Genomic DNA, 20116 nt, shown 5'->3' on the forward strand with positions numbered 1-20116 from the left:
GTTCAAGGCTTGCGGAAAGCCATCATGTAATTGACGTCGGTGTCGCGGCCAAGCGAGTAGATCTGCGTCAACGGGTTGTAGGTCATGCCGCGCATCTCGATCATGTCCAGTCCGACATTTCGCGCGAAGCGGGCGAGTTCGGATGGTGTGATGAATTTCTCGTAGTCGTGCGTGCCGCGCGGCAGCATGTTCAATACGTACTCGGCGCCGACGACGGCAAGCAGGTACGCTTTGAGGTTGCGGTTGATGGTCGAGAAGAAGACGTAGCCGCCCGGCTTTGTGAGCATCATGCAGGCGCGCACGATCGACTGGGGGTCAGGCACATGCTCCAGCATTTCCATGCATGTCACCACGTCGACGCTGGCTGGCGCGCGGGCCGCCAGGTCCTCGACGGCGATCTCCTCGTAGGTCACCGCCACGCCCGATTCCAGGCTGTGCAGGTCGGCAACCTTGAGCGCCTTCGTCGACAGGTCGATGCCACGCACGGTAGCGCCCGCGCGGGCCATGCTTTCGGAAAGGATGCCGCCTCCGCAGCCGACGTCGATGACCTGCTTGCCCGACAGGTGCGCAATGTCGTCGATCCAGCCCAGGCGCAGCGGGTTGAGGTCATGCAGCGGCTTGAACTCGCTGTTGGGGTCCCACCAGCGGTGGGCCAGCTCGCTGAACTTGTCGATCTCTTTCGGATCGGCGTTGCGGCTGCTTGGCGTATCGGGAGTGGAATGCAGGGTGGTCGATTGCGACATCATGGGTGCCGGCGAGCGGCAAATCAGGTGAGAAGTCTGCGGCAACTTTACCAAAAAAAAAGCCCAGCTTGCGCTGGGCTTTTTTTCATCGGAGAGGATCCGATTAACGTGCGCTGCGGGTGCCGACCACTTCGACTTCCACGCGACGGTTCGGCTGCTGGCAGGCGATCTGAGCAGTGCGGTTGCCCTTGCACGACTTCGGATCAACCTTCAGCTGACGCTTGCCCTTGCCTTCGGTGTACACGCGGTTGGCTTCAACGCCCTTGCTCACCAGGTAGGCCTTGACCGACTCAGCACGACGGATCGACAGGCGATCGTTGTACTTGTCCGAACCGAACGAATCGGTGTGACCAACAGCGATGATCACTTCCAGGGTGATGCCTTGCAGCTTCGAAACCAGGTCGTCCAGCTTGGCCTTGCCTTCGGGCTTCAGAACAGCCTTGTCGAAGTCGAACAGGGTGTCAGCAGCGAAAGTGACCTTCTCGCTCGACACTACCGGCGGTGCCACCGGGGTCGGGGCCGGAGCCGCAGCAGCCGGAGCCAGCGCGCCATCGCACTGTGCATTGGCCGTTGCCGGGGTCCAGGAGCTGTCGCGCCAGCAGAGCTCGTTCGTGCCATTCTTCCACACGTACTCGCTCGTACCGTTGCCCCAGTTGTCGTTCACTGCCTTCTTTTCATAGGGGACGGACTGGGCTTGAGCGGATGCAGCCATTACTGCGGTAGCTGCAACGAGCGCGAGCTTGGCAAATTTTTTCATATTTCTCCTCTCAGGATGAGATCACCGCAGGGTTACTGCGAGCAAATGGACGAAAACAAGTCATACATTCTTCGGAGTATAACATTCTCGACGTGGAGCATGATCCACTTCGAACAACGTCTGGCTCTTCGCTGGGGAATTGTGCCACAAGGCTCGTTTCCTAAGAAGTAAATATATTCGATTCAACCAAGCGGTTTTGGGCCTGTGGTGTTTGTGCAACATCCGCCTTGCGGTGCCCGCAAAGCCTTGTCCCATATGGGGTTGCCGGGTGAGGGGGTGGTCGCTGAAAGCGCCGTCAAGGGGCAGGAGTGAGGGGTTCCCGCGGGGTCGGGAAGGGGGGTGCGTGCATGATAGAATGCCATGTTCGCCCGATGCCGTATGCCGGTCTCCGTCATGCGGGAATCGGAGTCCCATTTGCCTAAACCCGCCGCATAAACCACGTCGCAATGGATCAATTCGCCAAAGAAACCCTTCCGGTCTCACTGGAAGAGGAAATGCGCCGCTCATACCTGGATTACGCAATGAGCGTAATCGTGGGGCGCGCGCTTCCCGACGTTCGGGACGGCCTGAAACCGGTACACCGGCGCGTGCTGTTTGCGATGCATGAGCTCAACAACGACTGGAACCGGCCGTACAAGAAGTCGGCCCGTATCGTCGGCGATGTGATTGGTAAATATCACCCGCACGGCGATACCGCGGTGTACGACACGATCGTGCGCATGGCGCAGAATTTCTCCCTGCGTTACATGCTGGTCGACGGTCAGGGCAACTTCGGTTCGGTGGACGGAGATAACGCGGCGGCAATGCGTTATACCGAAATCCGCCTGTCGAAGATTGCCCATGAAATGCTTCAGGATATCGACAAGGAAACTGTCGATTTCGAACCGAACTATGACGGTTCGGAGAAAGAGCCTGGCATTTTGCCGGCACGTATTCCGAATCTTCTGATCAATGGTTCGTCGGGTATTGCGGTCGGCATGGCCACCAATATTCCGCCGCATAACCTCAATGAGGTTGTCGATGCCTGTCTGCATCTGCTGCGTAATCCCGATGCCACCGTCGATGAACTGATCGAATTGGTGCCGGCGCCCGATTTTCCGACCGCCGGCATTATCTATGGCATCCAGGGCGTGCGCGAAGGCTACCGCACCGGCCGTGGCCGTGTGGTCATGCGCGCCCGCACGCACTTCGAGGACATCGACCGGGGCCAGCGCCAGGCGATCATCGTTGACGAGCTGCCGTACCAGGTGAACAAGCGGACACTGCTCGAGCGCATTGCCGAGTTGGTGACCGAGAAGAAGGTCGAAGGTATTTCGGACATCCGCGACGAATCTGACAAGTCAGGTATGCGCGTGGTGATCGAACTCAAGCGCAATGAGGTGCCCGAGGTTGTTCTGAACAACCTATATAAGAACACCCAGCTCCAGGACACCTTCGGCATGAACATGGTGGCCCTGGTCGATGGTCAGCCGCGCCTGCTGAACCTGCGCCAGATGCTGGATGCGTTCCTGTCGCACCGGCGCGAGGTGGTCACCCGCCGTACCGTGTTCGAGCTGCGCAAGGCGCGCGAGCGCGGTCATGTGCTGGAAGGCCTGGCCGTGGCGCTGGCCAACATCGACGAGTTCATCGCGATCATCAAGGCTGCGCCGACGCCGCCGATCGCGAAGCAGGAGCTGATGTCGAAGCCCTGGGATTCGGGTCTGGTGCGCGAAATGCTGGCACGTGCCGAAAGCGACACTGCGGGCGGCCGCGCATCGTACCGCCCGGATGGTCTGCCGGCTGTGTTCGGCATGCAGCCGGATGGCCTGTATCGACTGTCCGACGGTCAGGCTCAGGAAATCCTGCAAATGCGCCTGCAACGCCTCACGGGGCTTGAGCAGGACAAGATTGTCCAGGAGTACCGCGAGGTCATGGGCCTGATCGCCGATCTGCTCGACATCCTGGCCCGCCCGGAGCGCATCACGACGATCATCACCGAAGAGCTTGGAGCGATCCGGGCCGAATTCGGTGACGAGCGCCGTTCGCAGATCGAGCTGAACGCGACCGAACTCGATACCGAGGACCTGATCACGCCGCAGGACATGGTCGTGACGCTGTCGCACTCCGGCTATATGAAGAGCCAGCCGATTTCCGAGTACCGCGCGCAGAAGCGTGGTGGGCGCGGCAAGCTGGCGACGGCGACGAAGGAAGACGACTGGATCGACACGCTGTTCGTCGCAAACACGCACGACTACATCCTGTGCTTCTCGAACCGTGGCCGGCTGTACTGGCTGAAGGTCTATGAGGTGCCACAGGGCTCGCGCAATTCGCGTGGACGGCCGATCGTGAACATGTTCCCGCTGGCCGACGGCGAGAAGATCAACGTCATCCTGCCGGTGCGCCAGTTCGATGCCGAGCACTTCATCTTCATGGCCACGGCGCGTGGCACGGTGAAGAAGACCGTGCTGACTGATTTCTCGAATCCGCGCAAGGCGGGCATCATCGCCGTGGATCTCGATGAGGGCGACTTCCTGATCGGCGCCGCCGTGACCGACGGCCAGCACGACGTCATGCTGTTCTCCGACGCCGGCAAGGCCGTGCGATTCGATGAGAACGACGTGCGTCCGATGGGCCGGCAGGCACGCGGTGTCCGCGGCATGAACCTCGATGAAGGTCAGGCCGTGATCGCCATGCTGGTTGCGCCGGCCGAATCCGCGGAAACGGAATCGTCGGTGGCAGAGGGAGACGTGTCTCCAGTGGGCAGCGTCCTGACCGCAACCGAGAATGGTTACGGCAAGCGCACTCCGATCTCCGAATACACTCGACACGGACGTGGCACCAAGGGCATGATTGCGATCCAGACGAGCGAGCGCAATGGCCGCGTGGTGGCTGCGGCGCTGGTTTCGCCCGAAGATGAAATCATGCTGATCACGACCGGCGGCGTGCTGATTCGCACCCGCGTGGCCGAAATCCGCGAGATGGGTCGTGCCACGCAGGGTGTGACGTTGATCAACGTCGACGAGGGCACCAAGCTGTCGGGTCTGCAGCGCATCGTGGAAAGCGACGCGGACAACGGTTCGGGGGCAGAGGAAGGCGAAGCAGCCGATGATGCCGCGGGCGCCACCGATGCCGGAGCCACTGACGCGGGTGCGAATTCGTAATTTGTTGCAACATTGGAACCACGGCCGGAACTCGCCAGACGGCCGTGCGGACTAATCCGGACGTATTTTCCAGGGAGTCATAATGCTCAAAACCTATCGACGTATCGCTGTTCTGGCTGCAGTTGCTCCGATGATGATGCTGGCGCAAGCCGCGCATGCACAGGCGGACGACAAGGATAAGACCGCGGCCATCAAGGAACTGCTGACCGTCATGCAGGCCGACCAGGCTGTGAAGGGTCAGGCCGACAACTGGCAACAGGGCGCGAAGCAGGAAGCGCCGCTGGTGCTGGAGCAGGTGCTGGTTGAGAACAAGACGCTGAACGACAAGCAGAAGCAGGCTGCTGTCGAGAAGCTCAAGAAGAACGGCGCTGTACAGCGCATGGTCGATGGCGCCGGCACGGCCTTCTCGACCGATGCGTTCAAGCAGGACGCCCTCAAGGCTCACTACGACGCCTTCGGCAAGTACTACTCCACGCAGGAAATCAAGGACCTGACCACGTTCCTGAAGTCGCCGACCGGCCAGAAGTTCATGGCTAACCAGGGCAAGGCCACTCAGGAAATCTGGGGTTCGATGATGCAGAAGTACGGCCCGCAGGTTGGCAAGTCGATGCGTGACGCCGCGGAGAAGGAAATCGCCGCCGCTGCGAAGTGATCCGCAAGTGATCGGCGGCTGGCCTGTGGGGCATTCTCCCGGGCTGGTCTGCCGCTCACACCGCCCTTGGCCGGCACCCATGGTGTCCAAGGGGCGTGGGTTTGAGGGATAATGGCTGCTTGGTTCAAACCGGCAGCCATTTTTCCATCTTCCCTCCATGAACGATCCCCAGAATCCCGCCCTCGTCGGCCTGCAACGTTCCCTGGCCGAGCGCGTGTTCAATTTCTCGCCTGGTCCGGCCGCACTGCCGACTGAAGTCCTGCATCAGGCCGCCGAGGAAATGCTGTCGTGGCGCGGCACGGGTGTATCTGTGATGGAGATGAGCCACCGCAGCCGTGAGTTCGAAGGAATTCACAACGAGGCGCTGGCTGACCTGCGCGAACTGCTGCAGGTGCCCAAGAATTTCCGCATCCTGTTCCTGCAAGGTGGTGCGATCGGCGAGAACGGCATCGTACCGCTGAATCTTGCCAGCCGCATCAACGCAGCAAAGCCGAAGACCGATTTCGTCGTCACCGGCACGTGGTCCGTCAAGACCGAGCAGGAAGCGCGTCGCTACAGCGAAGTCAACATCGTGGCTTCGAGCCAGGACCAAAAGTGGCACAAGATCCCGGATGTGGCATCGTGGAAGCTGTCGGACGATGCCGCGTACGTGCACCTGTGCACCAATGAGACGATCGTTGGCACGGAGTTCCAGGAAATCCCCGACATTGGCCAGACCGGCACGCACGACAAGGGCCGCATCGTCGTGGCCGATGCGTCGAGCCACATCCTTTCGCGCCCGATCGACTGGTCGCGCGTGCAGGTGGTCTATGGTGGCGCCCAGAAGAACATCGGCCCGGCCGGTGTGACGATCGTCATCGTGCGCGAAGACCTGATCGGTTTCGCGCATCCGCTGTGCCCGTCGGCGTTCAACTGGCGCCTCGTGGCCGAATATGATTCGATGTACAACACGCCGCCCACCTATGCGATCTACATCGCCGGGCTCGTGTTCAAGTGGCTCAAGGCTCAGGGTGGTGTGCCCGCGATCGAGCAGCGCAATATCGCCAAGGCGCGCGCGCTGTACGACTTCCTGGACCAGAGCGACTTCTACCGTAACGAAATCGACCCCAGCTGCCGCTCGCGCATGAACGTACCGTTCTTCCTGCGCGACGAATCGCGCAACGAAGCGTTCCTGACCCAGGCGCGTGCGAACGGCCTGGTACAGCTCAAGGGCCACAAGTCCGTGGGCGGAATGCGTGCAAGCATCTACAACGCGATGCCGCTCGAGGGTGTTACCGCGCTGATCGAATTCATGCGCGAATTCGAGCGTACCGCCGCCTGACGGCGGTCAAAGCGTCGCGCCGCGCACAGCCATGCGCGCGGCGTGGCTTCGCCCCAGACTTTCCGAGGCCGCCTTTTCGCGCGGCCCGCCAGGCCTTGATATGACAGAGCAAGACAAGTCCCCCGCCGCCGATGCCCCCGCACAGGAAGCCGGGCGCCAGGACGCTCCTGGACCCAGCGCGCAGGAGCAGGCGTTGTCGGCCGATCTGGCGCCGTTGCGCACCCAGATCGACACCGTCGACCGTGAACTGCTGGCGCTGCTCAATCGTCGCGCCCAGCTCGCCCTCGACGTGGGCGAGGTCAAGAAGAAGTACGGCGCCCCGGTATTTCGTCCCGAACGCGAGTTGCAGGTGATCCGCAAGGTGCAGGGCGCCAATCCCGGACCGCTGCTCGACGAAAGCGTGGCATCGATTTGGCGCGAGGTGATGTCCGCGTGCCGCGGCCTGGAAAAGCCGCTCGAGATCGCCTTCCTGGGCCCGGCCGGAACGTTCTCCGAGCAGGCGCTCTACGCGCACTTCGGCCACGAGGTGACGGGCGTGCCGTGCCCCAGCATTGACGAGGTGTTCCGTGCCGTGGAGGCTGGTACCGTCGAGTACGGCGTGGTGCCGGTAGAGAACTCGACTGAGGGCGCGGTGTCGCGCACGCTCGATCTGTTCCTGCAGACGTCGCTCAAGATCAGCGGCGAGATCGCGCTGAAGGTCCACCACAATCTCATGGCTTCCACGCCGGACATGAAGGGTGTGACCGTCGTGCGTGCCCATGCGCAGGCGCTGGCGCAGTGCCAGAACTGGCTGTCCGCGAACTATCCGCATCTGGAGCGCCAGGCCGTGTCCAGCAATGCCGAAGCCGCACGCATGGCCAGTGAGGACCCTACCGTTGCGGCGATTGCCGGTGAAACGGCGGCCAATCGCTATCACCTGCACATTATCCGTTCGCACATCCAGGACGATCCGCACAATCGCACCCGTTTCGCGGTGATCGGCCGCTATGAGACGGAGCCTTCTGGCAGCGATCAGACCTCGTTGATCCTGTCGGTGCCGAACAAGGCGGGCGCCGTGTATCAACTGCTGGCACCACTGGCCGAGAACGGCGTATCGATGTGCAGGTTTGAATCGCGCCCGGCGCGCAGTGGCGCGTGGGAATACTACTTCTACGTGGATGTGGAAGGCCATCAGCATGAACCGGCCGTGACGCGCGCGATCGAGATGCTGCGTCGCAATGCCGCGTACCTGAAGGTCCTGGGTTCGTATCCATCCAGCAAATAACGGCAGCGAGGAGACAGACATGGCAGGGCAGGACAACGCGGCTGACTACTTTGGTCCGTCCTATGTGCGCAAGATCTCGCCGTATATCGCGGGCAAGCCGATCTCGGAAGTGGCTCGCGAGTTCGGACTCGACGAGGCAAGAATCGTCAAGCTGGCGTCGAACGAGAACCCGCTCGGCATGCCCGCCTCGGCAAAAGCGGCTATCGCCGCCGCGACGGAGGATCTGGGGCGCTATCCGGACAGCAACGGCTTCGAACTGAAGGCGAAACTGTCAGAAAAATACGATGTGCCGGCCGAGTGGCTGACGCTTGGCAACGGTAGCAACGACATTCTGGAACTGGCCGCGCATGCATTGGTGCGCAATGGCGAGTCGATCGTCTACGCCGAGTACTCGTTTGCGGTCTACGCGCTGGCTACGCAGGAAGTTGGCGCGCGCGCCATCGAGGTCAAGTCGCGCGCGTATGGTCATGATCTCGATGCGATGGCTGCGGCGATTGCGCCCGACACCAAGCTCGTCTTCATCGCCAACCCGAACAATCCGACTGGCACATTCGTGTCCGCCGCCGAGATCGAGGCTTTCTTGGCCAAGGTGCCGCCGCATGTGGTGGTTGTGCTGGACGAGGCCTACAACGAGTATCTCGATGCGGGCCAGCAGTACGAATCGGTTGCCTGGGTGCGCAAGTATCCGAACCTGATGGTGTCGCGGACGTTCTCGAAGGCCTATGGGCTGGCGGGGCTGCGGGTCGGCTATGGCGTGGCACAGCCCCAGCTTACCGATTTGCTGAATCGCGTGCGCCAGCCGTTCAACGTCAACAGCCTGGCGCAGGCTGCAGCCGTGGCAGCGCTCGACGATACGGCATTTCTGCAACGCAGCGCCGAACTGAATCGTCAGGGCAAGGCGCGGCTGGTGGAAGCGTTCGAGCGAAGTGGGCTCGAATACGTGAAGTCGTCCGGCAACTTTGTCATGGTTCGCGTGGGTGGCGACGATGGCGCTGGCGCGCGGGTCAATCTGGCGCTGCTGAAGCAAGGTGTGATCGTGCGCCCCGTGGCCAACTACGGCCTGCCGCAGTGGCTGCGCGTGACGATCGGCCTGCCAGAAGAGAACGACGCGTTCATCGCGGCGCTGGAACAGGCCCTGAAGTGAAACTCAAGCATGTCTGAAACCGTGAGCGCATTGCATTTTTCGAAAGTCGTGATTGTCGGCGTTGGCCTGATTGGCGGATCGCTGGCGCTGTCGCTCAAGCGCGCGGGCGTGGTGGGGACGGTCGTGGGCGTAGGCCGTTCTGCGGCGTCGCTGGACAAGGCCAAGGCGCTTGGCGTCATCGACGAGGCCGCCTCGCTCGAGGTCGCGATGCAAGGCGCAAGTCTGGTGGTGCTGTGCGCGCCCGTGGCGCAGAATTTCGCGCTGCTCCATGCGCTGGAACCACATCTGCAGCCGGGCACGATCGTGACCGACGCAGGCAGCACCAAGTCCGACGTCATCATGGCGGCCAAGACCGCGCTCGGCGACAAGGTCGCCCAGTTCGTGCCCGCCCATCCGATCGCGGGCCGTGAGTTGAACGGCGTGGAGGCTGCGCTCGACGATCTCTACGTAGGCAAGAAGGTGGTGCTTTGCCCGTTGCAGGAGAACTCGCGGGCGGACGTGGCCGCCGTGCGCGCCATGTGGGAAGCCACCGGCGCTGATTGCCATGTGATGTCGGCCGTGCAGCACGATGCCGTGTTCGCGTCGGTCAGCCATCTACCGCATCTGCTGTCGTACGCGCTCGTGGCCCAGGTGGCCAACGCGGAGGACGCGGCGCTGAAGCTGGACTTTGCGGGCGGTGGTTTCCGCGATTTCACGCGCATCGCGGCGTCGTCGCCAGAGATGTGGCGCGATATCTGCATCGCCAACAAGGATGCGTTGCTGCGCGAGATCAGTATCTACGAGTCCGTGCTGGCGCATCTGAAGACCAAGATCAAGGAAGGCGATGGCGCGGCGCTCGAACGGCTGTTCGCGCGTGCCAGCGACACACGCCTGAAATGGGGCGCCGCACGGACGGCTGCCAACAACGTCGAACCCTGATGCCGCCAGCGCGCGCGGCGCGCAACGGCCATGCTGCAGAAAACATGGAACAACTGACCCTCGGCCCCCTGACCCGTGCTTCCGGCACGGTGCGCCTGCCCGGCTCCAAGAGCATCTCCAACCGCGTGCTGCTGCTGTCCGCGCTCGCCACCGGCGAAACGCGCGTCCGCGACCTGCTCGATTCCGACGACACGCGTGTCATGCTCGAAGCGCTCAAGGTGCTCGGCGTGGCATGGCGGCGCGAGGGCAACGACTGCATCGTGTCCGGCGTGGGCGGAAATTTCCCGAGCAAGGCGGCAGACCTGTTCATGGGTAATGCCGGCACGGCAATCCGGCCATTGACCGCGGCACTGGCGCTGCAAGGCGGTACGTACAAGCTGAGCGGCGTGCAGCGGATGCATGAACGGCCGATCGGCGATCTGGTCGATGGCCTGCGGCAGGTCGGCGCATCGGTGGATTACCTGGGCACGCCCGGCTACCCGCCTTTGCAGATCAACCCAGCGCAGATTCGCATTGATGCACCGATCCGTGTGCGCGGCGATGTATCGAGCCAGTTCCTGACCGCGCTGTTGATGACGTTGCCAATGGCCCAGGCACAATCGGGTCGCATTGAGATCGAAGTGGTCGGCGAATTGATTTCGAAGCCGTATATCGAGATCACGCTGAACTTGCTGTCGCGCTTCGGTATTGCCGTCGAGAGACAGGGCTGGGAGCGCTTTATCCTGCCGGCCGGCGCGCGGTACCGTTCGCCGGGCGAGATCTACGTCGAAGGCGATGCGTCCACGGCATCGTACTTCCTGGCGGCGGGCGCCATCGGTGGTGGCCCGGTACGCGTGGAGGGTGTGGGCATGGCGAGTATCCAGGGCGATGTTCGGTTTGCCGATGCGCTGAACCGGATGGGCGCCAACGTGATGGCTGGTGACAACTGGATTGAAGTGCGCGGCACAGAGCGTGACGACGGCCGACTCAACGGCATCGAGCTCGACTGCAATCACATTCCTGATGCGGCGATGACGCTGGCCGTGGCCGCGCTGTTCGCGGAGGGCACCACCACGCTGACCAACATCGCCAGCTGGCGGGTCAAGGAAACGGACCGCATCTCAGCGATGGCGACGGAGCTGCGCAAGCTCGGCGCGGAGGTGGAGGAGGGGGCTGATTACCTGAAAGTGACGCCGCCGACCTCCCCGGCAACGTGGCAGACCCCGGATGCTGGAATTGGCACCTATGATGACCATCGGATGGCCATGTGTTTCTCGTTGGCCGCATTCGGCCCGTTGCCCGTGAAGATCAACGACCCCGGCTGCGTGGCAAAGACGTTCCCCGAGTACTTCGAGGTATTTGCCGGAGTGGCGCGGTAAACGGTCACTCAGCCCGGGAGGCCATGATCAGGCGGCGGCGTAACGGGCCGCCGTCGTTGCTTCGGGGGGTGCAGCAAGGGTTTTGGCCTGGCGTTCGCGGCGCTCCCAGAATTTGTCGAAGAAGTAGTGAGCCACCGTGTTCACGGCGGGCTCGATGAATGTGATCGCGCCGCTGATGGCCAGGCTGCCCGTCAGGGCGTAGGTCACGCTGAAAGCGATGCCCAGATGCATGATGCCGAAGGTCAGGGTCTTGGCCATGGTAGATTGCCTCGCGTTTGGGAATTCAGGGCGGTTGCGCGACCGCTTTTGTGGGGGGGGGCCGGGAGAGGGAAGGCCGGTGGCCGCGCAACCATGGATCAAATGATAATGAGTATCAATTGATTCTAGAAATTAATAGTTTTTACGTTGGTAATAATCAATGACTATCGTTGATGTCATCACCATTGATGGTCCTACGGCATCCGGCAAGGGTACCGTAGCGCACAAAGTGGCGGATGCTCTCGGCTTTCATCTGCTCGACAGCGGCGCGCTCTACCGTCTCGTGGCGCTGGCGAGCGACCGTGCCGGCGTTGGCGTGCAGGACGTCGACACCCTTGCAAAAATGGCCGCGCGTCTCGATGTCAAGTTCGGCCCGGACCGGGTATGGCTGTCCGGCGAGGAAGTCAGCCAGACGATCCGCCTGGAAGCCATCGGTAACCGCGCGTCCGCGATCGCCGTGCACCAGCCCGTGCGTGATGCGTTGACCGCACTCCAGCGTGGCTTCCGCAAGCTCCCGGGCCTGGTAGCCGACGGCCGCGACATGGGCACGGTGATCTTCCCGGATGCCCCGCTCAAGGTGTTCCTGACCGCGAGTGTGGAGGCCCGCGCTCGCAGGCGCTATAAACAATTGATTGATAAGGGAATTTCTGCTAATATCGAAGACCTTTTGCGTGACCTTGAGGAACGCGACGCGCGGGATCGCACCCGTGCCGCCGCACCGCTGCGTCCCGCGGAAGGCGCTTATCGTCTCGATACGTCCGAAATGACGGTGGAAGAGGCGGTGGCGCAGGTGCTGGAGTGGTTCGCCGCAGTGCGGTGATTAAAACCACTAGGCACCAACCTGGACCTGTATCGGAACCCAACCCGTCCGGTACCGGTTGTTCAACTTGACCCCGCTGCGCAAGGCAGACTGAGCGCGATAGTCGCGCCGGCCCGCGTACTGCGGATTGCTAAATTACGTTTATGTCCGACCTGCAAACTAACGAATCCTTTGCCGCACTGTTCGAGGAATCGATCGCCCGCTCCAATATGAAGGCTGGCGAAGTGATTTCCGCTGAAGTCGTGCGCATCGACCACAACTTCGTGGTCGTCAACGCCGGCCTCAAGTCCGAGGCATTTGTGCCGGTGGAGGAGTTCCTGAACGACCAGGGCGAACTCGAAGTGCAGGCCGGCGACTACGTGTCCGTGGCCATCGACGCGCTCGAGAACGGCTATGGCGACACCATCCTTTCCCGCGACAAGGCCAAGCGCCTGGCATCGTGGCTGAACCTCGAGAAGGCGCTGGAAGACGGCGAGATCATCTCGGGTACCGTGACCGGCAAGGTCAAGGGCGGCCTGACCGTCATGGTCAATGGCATCCGTGCCTTCCTGCCGGGTTCGCTCGTCGACGTGCGTCCGATCAAGGACACCACGCCGTACGAAGGCAAGACCCTGGAATTCAAGGTCATCAAGCTCGACCGCAAGCGTAACAACGTCGTGCTGTCGCGCCGCGCCGTGGTGGAAGCCACGCTGGGCGAAGAGCGTCAGAAGCTGATGGAAACGCTGAAGGAAGGCGCGATCGTCAACGGTATCGTCAAGAACATCACCGACTACGGCGCGTTCGTGGACCTCGGCGGTATCGACGGCCTGCTGCACATCACCGACCTGGCATGGCGTCGTGTGCGTCACCCGAGCGAAGTGCTGTCGGTTGGCCAGGAAATCACCGCCAAGATCCTCAAGTTCGACCAGGAAAAGAACCGCGTCTCGCTGGGCGTGAAGCAACTGGGCGAAGATCCGTGGGTGGGCATCTCGCGCCGCTACCCGCAAGGTACCCGCCTGTTCGGCAAGGTGACCAACCTGACCGACTACGGCGCGTTCGTCGAGATCGAAGCCGGTATCGAAGGTCTGGTGCACGTGTCCGAAATGGACTGGACCAACAAGAACGTGGCTCCGTCGAAGGTTGTCCAACTGGGCGACGAAGTGGAAGTCATGGTTCTGGATATCGACGAAGACAAGCGTCGTATCAGCCTGGGCATGAAGCAGTGCAAGGCCAATCCGTGGGACGATTTCAGCCGCAACCACAAGAAGGGCGACAAGCTGACGGGCCAGATCAAGTCGATCACCGACTTCGGCGTGTTCATCGGTCTGCCTGGTGGTATCGACGGCCTGGTGCACCTGTCCGACCTGTCGTGGCAAGAGTCGGGCGAAGAAGCCGTGCGCAAGTACAAGAAGGGCGACGAAGTGGAAGCTGTCGTTCTGGGCATCGACGTCGACAAGGAACGCATCTCGCTGGGCATCAAGCAACTGTCGGGCGATCCGTTCAACAACTTCATCTCGGCCAACGACAAGGGCTCGCTCGTGAATGGCACGATCAAGGCCGTTGACGCCAAGGGCGCCGTGGTGCAGCTGGCTGACGACGTGGAAGGCTACCTGCGCGCTTCGGAAATCTCCGCCGATCGCGTGGAAGACGCCCGCAACGTGCTGAAGGAAGGCGAGCAGATCACCGCCCTGGTGGTGAACGTCGACCGCAAGTCGCGCAACATCAACCTGTCGATCAAGGCCAAGGATTCCGCAGAGCAGCAAGAAGCGATGCAGAAGTTCCAGGCTGACACCGGCACGGCTGGCACGACCAACCTCGGCGCACTGCTGAAGGCCAAGCTCGGCCAGGACAACCAGTAATATCGAGCCGCGCCGCGCGCAGCGAGACCGCCCATGACCAAGTCAGAGCTCGTCGAAAAACTGGCTGCCCGCTTTCCGCAGTTGCTGCTGCGGGATGCGGACATCTCGGTGAAAACGATTCTCGACGCGATGTCCGAGGCGCTGGCCGATGGCCATCGCATCGAAATCCGAGGTTTCGGCAGTTTTGGTTTGAACAAGCGGCCGCCCCGCGTGGGCCGCAACCCCAAGTCCGGCGAACGAGTGCTGGTACCCGAGAAACGGGTGCCGCACTTCAAGGCTGGCAAGGAGTTGCGCGAACGCGTCGATCGTACGGTGACGCAGGGCGGAGGCATGAACGGCAACGGTCATGCCCCGCACGGCAAAACCGGGCAATCGCAGCTTGGCTCGCAATCGCCGGCGTCGTTGCACGATGATGGTCAGCTCAATCTGGTCCGGTCCTGATCGGACTGGAAGGCTTGCTGGCCTGACTGGAAGTCTGTTGGAAAGCGCTCCCTCGGGGGCGCTTTTTTGTTGCGCATCTGTTGATCCCGTCTAGTCGCGATGCGACCAATGGTTACCGTTTGTCATAAGTGATTCCGTTACAATGCCGGGAATCCGTCGCCGGAGATGTCCGGATGCGTTTCCTGCATATCCTGACGATTCCGATCCAATTTCGATGGCTCTGACCGCATGAAACTCGTCGCCTGGATTTTCCGCATTGTCCTGTTCGTCCTGTTGTTCGTGCTGGCCCTGCGAAACACTGGCGATGCATCCCTGCAACTGTTCTTCGGTGCGGTCTGGCATGCGCCGCTGATCCTGATCCTGCTGGCAGCGTTCGCCCTGGGCATCGTTGCGGCATTGGCTGCCGTGGCGCCGGGACTGATGCGACAGCGCATGGAGGCAGGGCGCTTGCGACGGGCGCTTGGCGAAGCGCGGGCCACGTCGCCCGCCGAGGCAGTGCCGCCCGAGGCCAAGCCCGGCGTTCCTTATAACGTAGTCGGTCCGAAAGTCTGACCCATGATGTTTGAAACCTGGTGGCTGCTGGCGTTGCCACTTGTCTTTGGCCTTGGCTGGATGGCGGCGCGCTTTGATCTGCGCCAGCTCATCAGCGAGCAGGGCGCCTTGCCTCGCTCGTACTTCAAGGGCCTCAATTTCCTGCTGAACGAACAACCTGATCAGGCAATCGACGCTTTTGTTGAAGTGGCGCGCCTCGATCCGGAAACCACCGAGCTTCACTTCGCGCTCGGCGCGCTGTTTCGCCGCCGTGGCGAAACCGAACGCGCGATTCGCGTGCACCAGAACCTTGCCACGCGTCCCGATTTGCCAGAGCCCGAACGCGAGCACGCGCTATATGAGTTGGGGCAGGACTTCCTGCGCGCCGGCCTGCTAGACCGTGCGGAAGAGTCGCTGCGCCGGCTGATGTCCGGTCCCTACGCGGCCTCGGCCAAGCGCGTGCTGCTCGAACTGTATGAAGTCGAGAAGGAGTGGCAGAAAGCCATCGAAGCGGCGCGCGAACTGCAAGCACTCGACCAGCAGGACTATCGTGTGCAGATCGCCCAGTTCTGCTGCGAACTGGCCCAAGACGCGCTGCTGAAGAAGCGTCCCGAGGATGCGGTGGAATGGTTGCGCCGTGCCACGCAGGAGAATCCCGCCAACGTGCGCGCGCCGATCCTGCTTGGCGACGTCTCCGCCGCAGGCGGTGACACTGAGGGCGCGCTCAAGCAATGGCTGGCGATCGAAGCGCAGGATGCCGCCTATGTGCCGCTCGTCGCCGACAAGGTCGTGAAGGCGTATGCGGCGCTCGGTGAACAGGGCAAGGCACTGGAGTGGTTGCACGGCCTGCTGAAGGGCAACCTGGCCCCCGAACTGCTCGATACGGCGTATCGCACCGAACTTGAAGTGAACGGCCCCGTCGCCGCGGCTACTTTGATGCGCGAGCAACTGCGTCGTCAGCCGACGCTGCTCGCCTTGACCAAGTATTTCGAGGCGCAGGCCGCCGAGAACCAGGCGGCGCAGAAGCAGTCGGCCGAATCCGCCGAACCCGCCGAAGGCGGTGGGGATGCCGTGATTGACCCGCAGGCGCAGGAAACGGCCGCCATCCGCGATCTGCTGCAACTGCGCACTCGCAATCTGGCGCGTTATACCTGCCGCGAATGTGGCTTCCGCGCCCGCCTTTTCTACTGGCAATGCCCCGGCTGCAACCGCTGGGAAACGTATGCGCCACGCCGCTCCGAAGCGCTGGGCTAAGCCGCTACACGCAACGCCCCGGGCGATCAAGATCATTACTATTCTGGAGCTTCCGCAATGAAAGTCACGATTATCGGTAGCGGCTATGTCGGTCTGGTGACCGGCGCCTGTCTGGCCGAACTCGGCAACTCCGTGTTCTGCCTCGATGTCGACGAAAAGAAGATCGCGCTGCTGAATGCCGGCGGCGTGCCGATCTACGAACCAGGCCTGAAAGAGCTGATTGACCGCAACCGTGCGGCCGGCCGCCTGACGTTCTCGACCGATGTTGCCGCCAGCGTCGAACATGCCGACGTACAGTTCATCGCCGTGGGTACCCCGCCGGACGAAGACGGCTCGGCGGATCTGAAGTACGTGCTGGCAGCGGCCCGCAATATCGGCCGGCATATGACCGGCTTCAAGGTGGTGGTGGACAAGTCGACCGTGCCGGTTGGCACGGGCGATCGCGTCAGCGCCGTGATTCGCGAGGAACTGGCCGCGCGCGGTCTGGAAGACCTGCAGTTCTCGGTGGTATCGAACCCCGAGTTCCTGAAGGAAGGCGCGGCCGTGGAAGACTTCATGCGTCCGGACCGTATCGTGCTGGGCTGCGCGCCCGACGTTGCGGGCCGCCATGCGCAGGCGATCATGCGTCAGCTCTACTCGCCGTTCAATCGTAACCACGAGCGCACGTTCTATATGGATGTCCGTTCGGCCGAGTTCACCAAGTACGCCGCGAACTCGATGCTGGCCACGCGTATCTCCTTTATGAACGAGCTGGCCAATTTGGCCGACGAGGTCGGTGCGGACATCGAACTCGTGCGCCTCGGCATCGGTTCGGATCCGCGTATTGGCTATAGCTTCCTGTACGCCGGCGCAGGCTATGGCGGTTCGTGCTTCCCGAAGGACGTGCAGGCGCTGATGCGCACGGCTAGCGCCCATGGCAAGCCGATGCGCGTGCTGGAGGCCGTGGAGGCCGTCAACGATTCCCAGAAGCAGGTGCTTGGCGACAAGATCATCAAGCGATTTGGCGAGGATCTGACAGGCAAGACGTTTGGCGTCTGGGGTCTGGCATTCAAGCCGAATACCGACGATATGCGCGAGGCGCCGTCCCGTGTGCTGGCGCGTGAGATGATTTCGCGCGGCGCGTCGTTGCGCGTACACGATCCGGTGGCGATGGACGAGGCGCGTCGCGTGCTCGAGCTCGATCTGGCCGATATTCCGGACGCCATGGCGCGCATCCAGTTCTGCAACGCCCAGATGGACGTGCTCAAGGATGCCGACGCACTCGTGATCGTGACCGAATGGAAGGTGTTCCGCAGCCCGGATTTCTCGCAAATTCGCAACATGCTCAAAACGCCTGTCATTATTGATGGTCGTAATCTCTACGAACCCGATGCCATGGCCGAGGCCGGCATCGAGTACCACGCGATCGGGCGCTCGAGCTCGGCGCACTGACCCGTTCAATCCGCGTATCCGTGAGAGCCCGATCGAGCCGCGTCCCAGTTGGGCGCGGCCAGGGCGCAAAGGGAAGTTCATGAGCAAGAACCCGATTTCGCTGGATCAGATCCGACAAGCGCAAGTGCTGGTAGTGGGCGACATGATGTTGGACCGCTACTGGTTCGGCGATGTCGAACGCATTTCTCCCGAAGCCCCCGTGCCGGTGGTGCAGATCAAACGCAGCGACGAGCGCCTGGGTGGCGCCGCCAACGTGGCGCGCAACGCCGCCGCGCTGGGCGCGAAGGTTGGCATGTTGGGGGTGGTCGGTGACGACGAACCCGGCCGCACGCTTGAGGCGCTGCTCAATGCCAGCCACGTGCAGCCGTACCTGCATCGCGATGCCAGCCTGAACACGACGATCAAGCTGCGAGTGGTGGCCCACCAGCAGCAACTGCTGCGTGTCGATTTCGAAAATGCGCCGGCCAGCGAAGTGCTGGCGTCGGTGCAGGACCGCTTCGGCACGCTGATCAGCGACTACAAGGTGCTGGTGCTGTCCGACTACGGCAAGGGCGGCCTGACGCATGTCGGCCGCATGGTCGAGGCAGGCCGCGCCGCAGGCCGGGCCGTGCTGGTCGATCCCAAGGGTGATGACTACTCGCGCTATCGCGGCGCCACGCTGATCACGCCGAACCGCGCGGAAATGCGGGCCGTGGTGGGTGCCTGGAAGACCGAGGCGGACCTGACGATCCGCGCCCAGAACCTGCGGCGCGAACTGCAACTCGAGGCGCTGCTGCTGACACGCTCGGAAGAGGGCATGACGCTCTATACCGAGGCCGAAGTCCTGCATGTCTCGGCGCAGGCGCGCGAGGTCTATGATGTATCGGGGGCCGGCGACACTGTCATCGCCACGCTGGCCACCATGCTCGGCGCGGGCGTGCCGCTCAAGGAAGCGGTTCAGCACGCCAATCGGGCCGGCGCCATTGTTGTTGGCAAGCTGGGTACCGCCGTTGTTACTTATTCCGAATTGTTCGGCGCTGCCTGAGCGGCGCCACCGAGCCTGAATCCGCCATGACCATCATCGTGACCGGCGCTGCCGGCTTTATCGGCAGCAACATCGTCAAGGGCCTGAACGAGCGCGGCGAGACGAACATCATCGCCGTGGACAACCTGACCCGCGCCGAGAAGTTCAACAATCTCGTCGACTGCGAGATTGCCGACTACCTGGACAAGACCGACTTCGTCGCCCGCTTCGCGCGCGGCGATTTCGGCAATGTCCGCGCGGTATTCCATGAGGGCGCCTGCTCCGACACGATGGAGACCGACGGTCGCTACATGATGGAGAACAACTACCGCTACACGCTTGCCTTGCTGGAGGCGTGCCTGGAGCAGGGTGCCCAGTTCCTGTACGCGTCGTCGGCGGCCACTTATGGCGCTTCGACGATGTTTCGCGAGGACCGTGACTACGAAAAGCCGCTGAACGTCTACGGCTACTCCAAGTTCCTGTTTGACCAGGTGGTGCGCCGTCGCCTGCCTTCCGCCCATTCGCAGATCGTGGGCTTCCGCTACTTCAACGTCTACGGGCCGCGCGAATTCCACAAGGGCCGCATGGCGTCGGTGGCGTTCCATCACTTCAACCAGTTCCGCGCCGAAGGTACGGTCAAGCTGTTTGGCGAGTACAACGGCTATGCGCCGGGCACGCAGAGCCGGGACTTCGTGTCCGTGGAGGACGTGGTCAAGGTTAATCTGTACTTCCTGGACCATCCCGAGAAGTCCGGCATCTTCAACCTCGGTACTGGGCGGTCGCAGCCGTTCAACGACATCGCCGTCTCGGTGGTCAATGCGCTGCGCGAGTCGGAAGGCAAGCCGGCGCTCTCGCTCGATGAAATGGTGCAGGAAGGGCTGGTCGAGTACGTCAAGTTCCCTGATGCCCTGCGTGGCAAGTATCAATGCTTCACGCAGTCGGATGTATCGCGCCTGCGTGGGGCTGGCTACAGCGACCAGTTCCTGACCGTGCAGGAAGGCGTCAGCCGGTACTGCAAGTGGCTGCTGGAGCGAAGCGCCTAAGGTTCGTTTGCAGGGTGCGTTCATCGTCCCCTGTTGCGTGAAAGCCGCGGTCTGCAACGCGGTTATTTCGATTCGACACACAATGGCGCGAAGGTTGTGAACCTTCGTGTCCAGACGCTTCCGACGCCTGCTCGGACTCCTATCCTGCGTTTGCCCGTCGCCACCCGGCGGCCGGGCATCAACCAGACCAATGAACAGGA

At 62.3% G+C, this 20116-nt stretch carries 18 protein-coding genes; 15 read left to right on the top strand and 3 right to left on the bottom strand.

All coding sequences use genetic code 11. The features are described 5' to 3' along the window. Positions 1-2: 2 nt before the first annotated feature. On the bottom strand, positions 3-746 hold the full coding sequence (gene ubiG / locus RMET_RS03575) for a bifunctional 2-polyprenyl-6-hydroxyphenol methylase/3-demethylubiquinol 3-O-methyltransferase UbiG (protein WP_011515561.1): 744 nt from the start codon (positions 744-746) through the stop codon (positions 3-5). A gap of 100 nt (positions 747-846) precedes the next feature. Continuing rightward, positions 847-1500: an outer membrane protein OmpA gene (ompA, locus tag RMET_RS03580; protein WP_008643648.1), complete on the bottom strand. Its 654-nt coding sequence runs from the start codon at positions 1498-1500 to the stop codon at positions 847-849. 446 nt (positions 1501-1946) lie between these two features. On the opposite strand from ompA, the gene gyrA reads away from it, so the two are divergent. From gyrA to aroA, 7 genes are all read left to right on the top strand, one after another. After that, the gene (gyrA, locus tag RMET_RS03585; protein WP_011515563.1) at positions 1947-4640 is read left to right on the top strand and encodes a DNA gyrase subunit A; all 2694 of its coding nucleotides are present in this window, start codon (positions 1947-1949) and stop codon (positions 4638-4640) included. Positions 4641-4722: 82 nt separating this feature from the next. After that, positions 4723-5292: a DUF2059 domain-containing protein gene (locus RMET_RS03590; RefSeq protein WP_011515564.1), complete on the top strand. Its 570-nt coding sequence runs from the start codon at positions 4723-4725 to the stop codon at positions 5290-5292. Positions 5293-5449: 157 nt separating this feature from the next. Then, positions 5450-6613 (top strand): 3-phosphoserine/phosphohydroxythreonine transaminase, encoded by a 1164-nt coding sequence (gene serC / locus RMET_RS03595; protein WP_008643651.1) that lies wholly within the window; start codon positions 5450-5452, stop codon positions 6611-6613. Positions 6614-6713: 100 nt separating this feature from the next. Then, positions 6714-7877, top strand: coding sequence for a prephenate dehydratase (pheA, locus tag RMET_RS03600; RefSeq protein WP_011515565.1), 1164 nt, complete (start codon positions 6714-6716; stop codon positions 7875-7877). A 19-nt stretch (positions 7878-7896) separates the two neighbouring features. Continuing rightward, the gene (gene hisC / locus RMET_RS03605; RefSeq protein WP_011515566.1) at positions 7897-9021 is read left to right on the top strand and encodes a histidinol-phosphate transaminase; all 1125 of its coding nucleotides are present in this window, start codon (positions 7897-7899) and stop codon (positions 9019-9021) included. A gap of 9 nt (positions 9022-9030) precedes the next feature. Further along, positions 9031-9939 carry a prephenate dehydrogenase gene (locus RMET_RS03610; RefSeq protein WP_011515567.1) on the top strand — a complete coding sequence of 303 codons (909 nt, stop codon included), beginning with the start codon at positions 9031-9033 and terminating at the stop codon, positions 9937-9939. 44 nt (positions 9940-9983) lie between these two features. Next, positions 9984-11297 carry a 3-phosphoshikimate 1-carboxyvinyltransferase gene (aroA, locus tag RMET_RS03615; RefSeq protein ID WP_029308335.1) on the top strand — a complete coding sequence of 438 codons (1314 nt, stop codon included), beginning with the start codon at positions 9984-9986 and terminating at the stop codon, positions 11295-11297. Between the two features lie 27 nt (positions 11298-11324). Here the strand turns inward: aroA and RMET_RS03620 are convergent, their stop codons facing one another. Next, entirely contained in the window at positions 11325-11555 is a 231-nt protein-coding gene (locus tag RMET_RS03620; protein ID WP_011515569.1) for a DUF2061 domain-containing protein, read from the bottom strand. Positions 11556-11715: 160 nt separating this feature from the next. Here RMET_RS03620 and cmk point away from each other — a divergent pair, with 160 nt between their 5' ends. The 8 genes from cmk to rfaD all read left to right on the top strand — a co-directional run bounded on the left by cmk (position 11716) and on the right by rfaD (position 19916). Further along, complete coding sequence (cmk, locus tag RMET_RS03625) at positions 11716-12375, top strand: (d)CMP kinase (protein WP_011515570.1); 660 nt, start codon at positions 11716-11718, stop codon at positions 12373-12375. A gap of 143 nt (positions 12376-12518) precedes the next feature. After that, the gene (gene rpsA / locus RMET_RS03630; RefSeq protein WP_008643658.1) at positions 12519-14213 is read left to right on the top strand and encodes a 30S ribosomal protein S1; all 1695 of its coding nucleotides are present in this window, start codon (positions 12519-12521) and stop codon (positions 14211-14213) included. A gap of 33 nt (positions 14214-14246) precedes the next feature. Next, entirely contained in the window at positions 14247-14654 is a 408-nt protein-coding gene (locus RMET_RS03635; protein ID WP_011515571.1) for an integration host factor subunit beta, read from the top strand. A 228-nt stretch (positions 14655-14882) separates the two neighbouring features. Next, complete coding sequence (locus RMET_RS03640; protein ID WP_008643660.1) at positions 14883-15206, top strand: LapA family protein; 324 nt, start codon at positions 14883-14885, stop codon at positions 15204-15206. A gap of 3 nt (positions 15207-15209) precedes the next feature. Beyond that, positions 15210-16439, top strand: coding sequence for a lipopolysaccharide assembly protein LapB (gene lapB / locus RMET_RS03645; RefSeq protein WP_011515572.1), 1230 nt, complete (start codon positions 15210-15212; stop codon positions 16437-16439). A 57-nt stretch (positions 16440-16496) separates the two neighbouring features. After that, on the top strand, positions 16497-17870 hold the full coding sequence (locus tag RMET_RS03650) for a UDP-glucose dehydrogenase family protein (RefSeq protein WP_011515573.1): 1374 nt from the start codon (positions 16497-16499) through the stop codon (positions 17868-17870). A 79-nt stretch (positions 17871-17949) separates the two neighbouring features. Then, positions 17950-18894, top strand: a complete 945-nt coding sequence (rfaE1, locus tag RMET_RS03655; protein WP_011515574.1) for a D-glycero-beta-D-manno-heptose-7-phosphate kinase — start codon at positions 17950-17952, stop codon at positions 18892-18894. A 26-nt stretch (positions 18895-18920) separates the two neighbouring features. Then, a complete protein-coding gene (rfaD, locus tag RMET_RS03660) occupies positions 18921-19916 on the top strand; it encodes an ADP-glyceromanno-heptose 6-epimerase (RefSeq protein WP_011515575.1) in 996 nt (331 codons plus the stop codon). Positions 19917-20116: the final 200 nt, after the last annotated feature.

It is taken from the genome of Cupriavidus metallidurans CH34 (assembly GCF_000196015.1).
In the GTDB taxonomy this organism is placed as follows: Bacteria; Pseudomonadota; Gammaproteobacteria; order Burkholderiales; family Burkholderiaceae; genus Cupriavidus; species Cupriavidus metallidurans.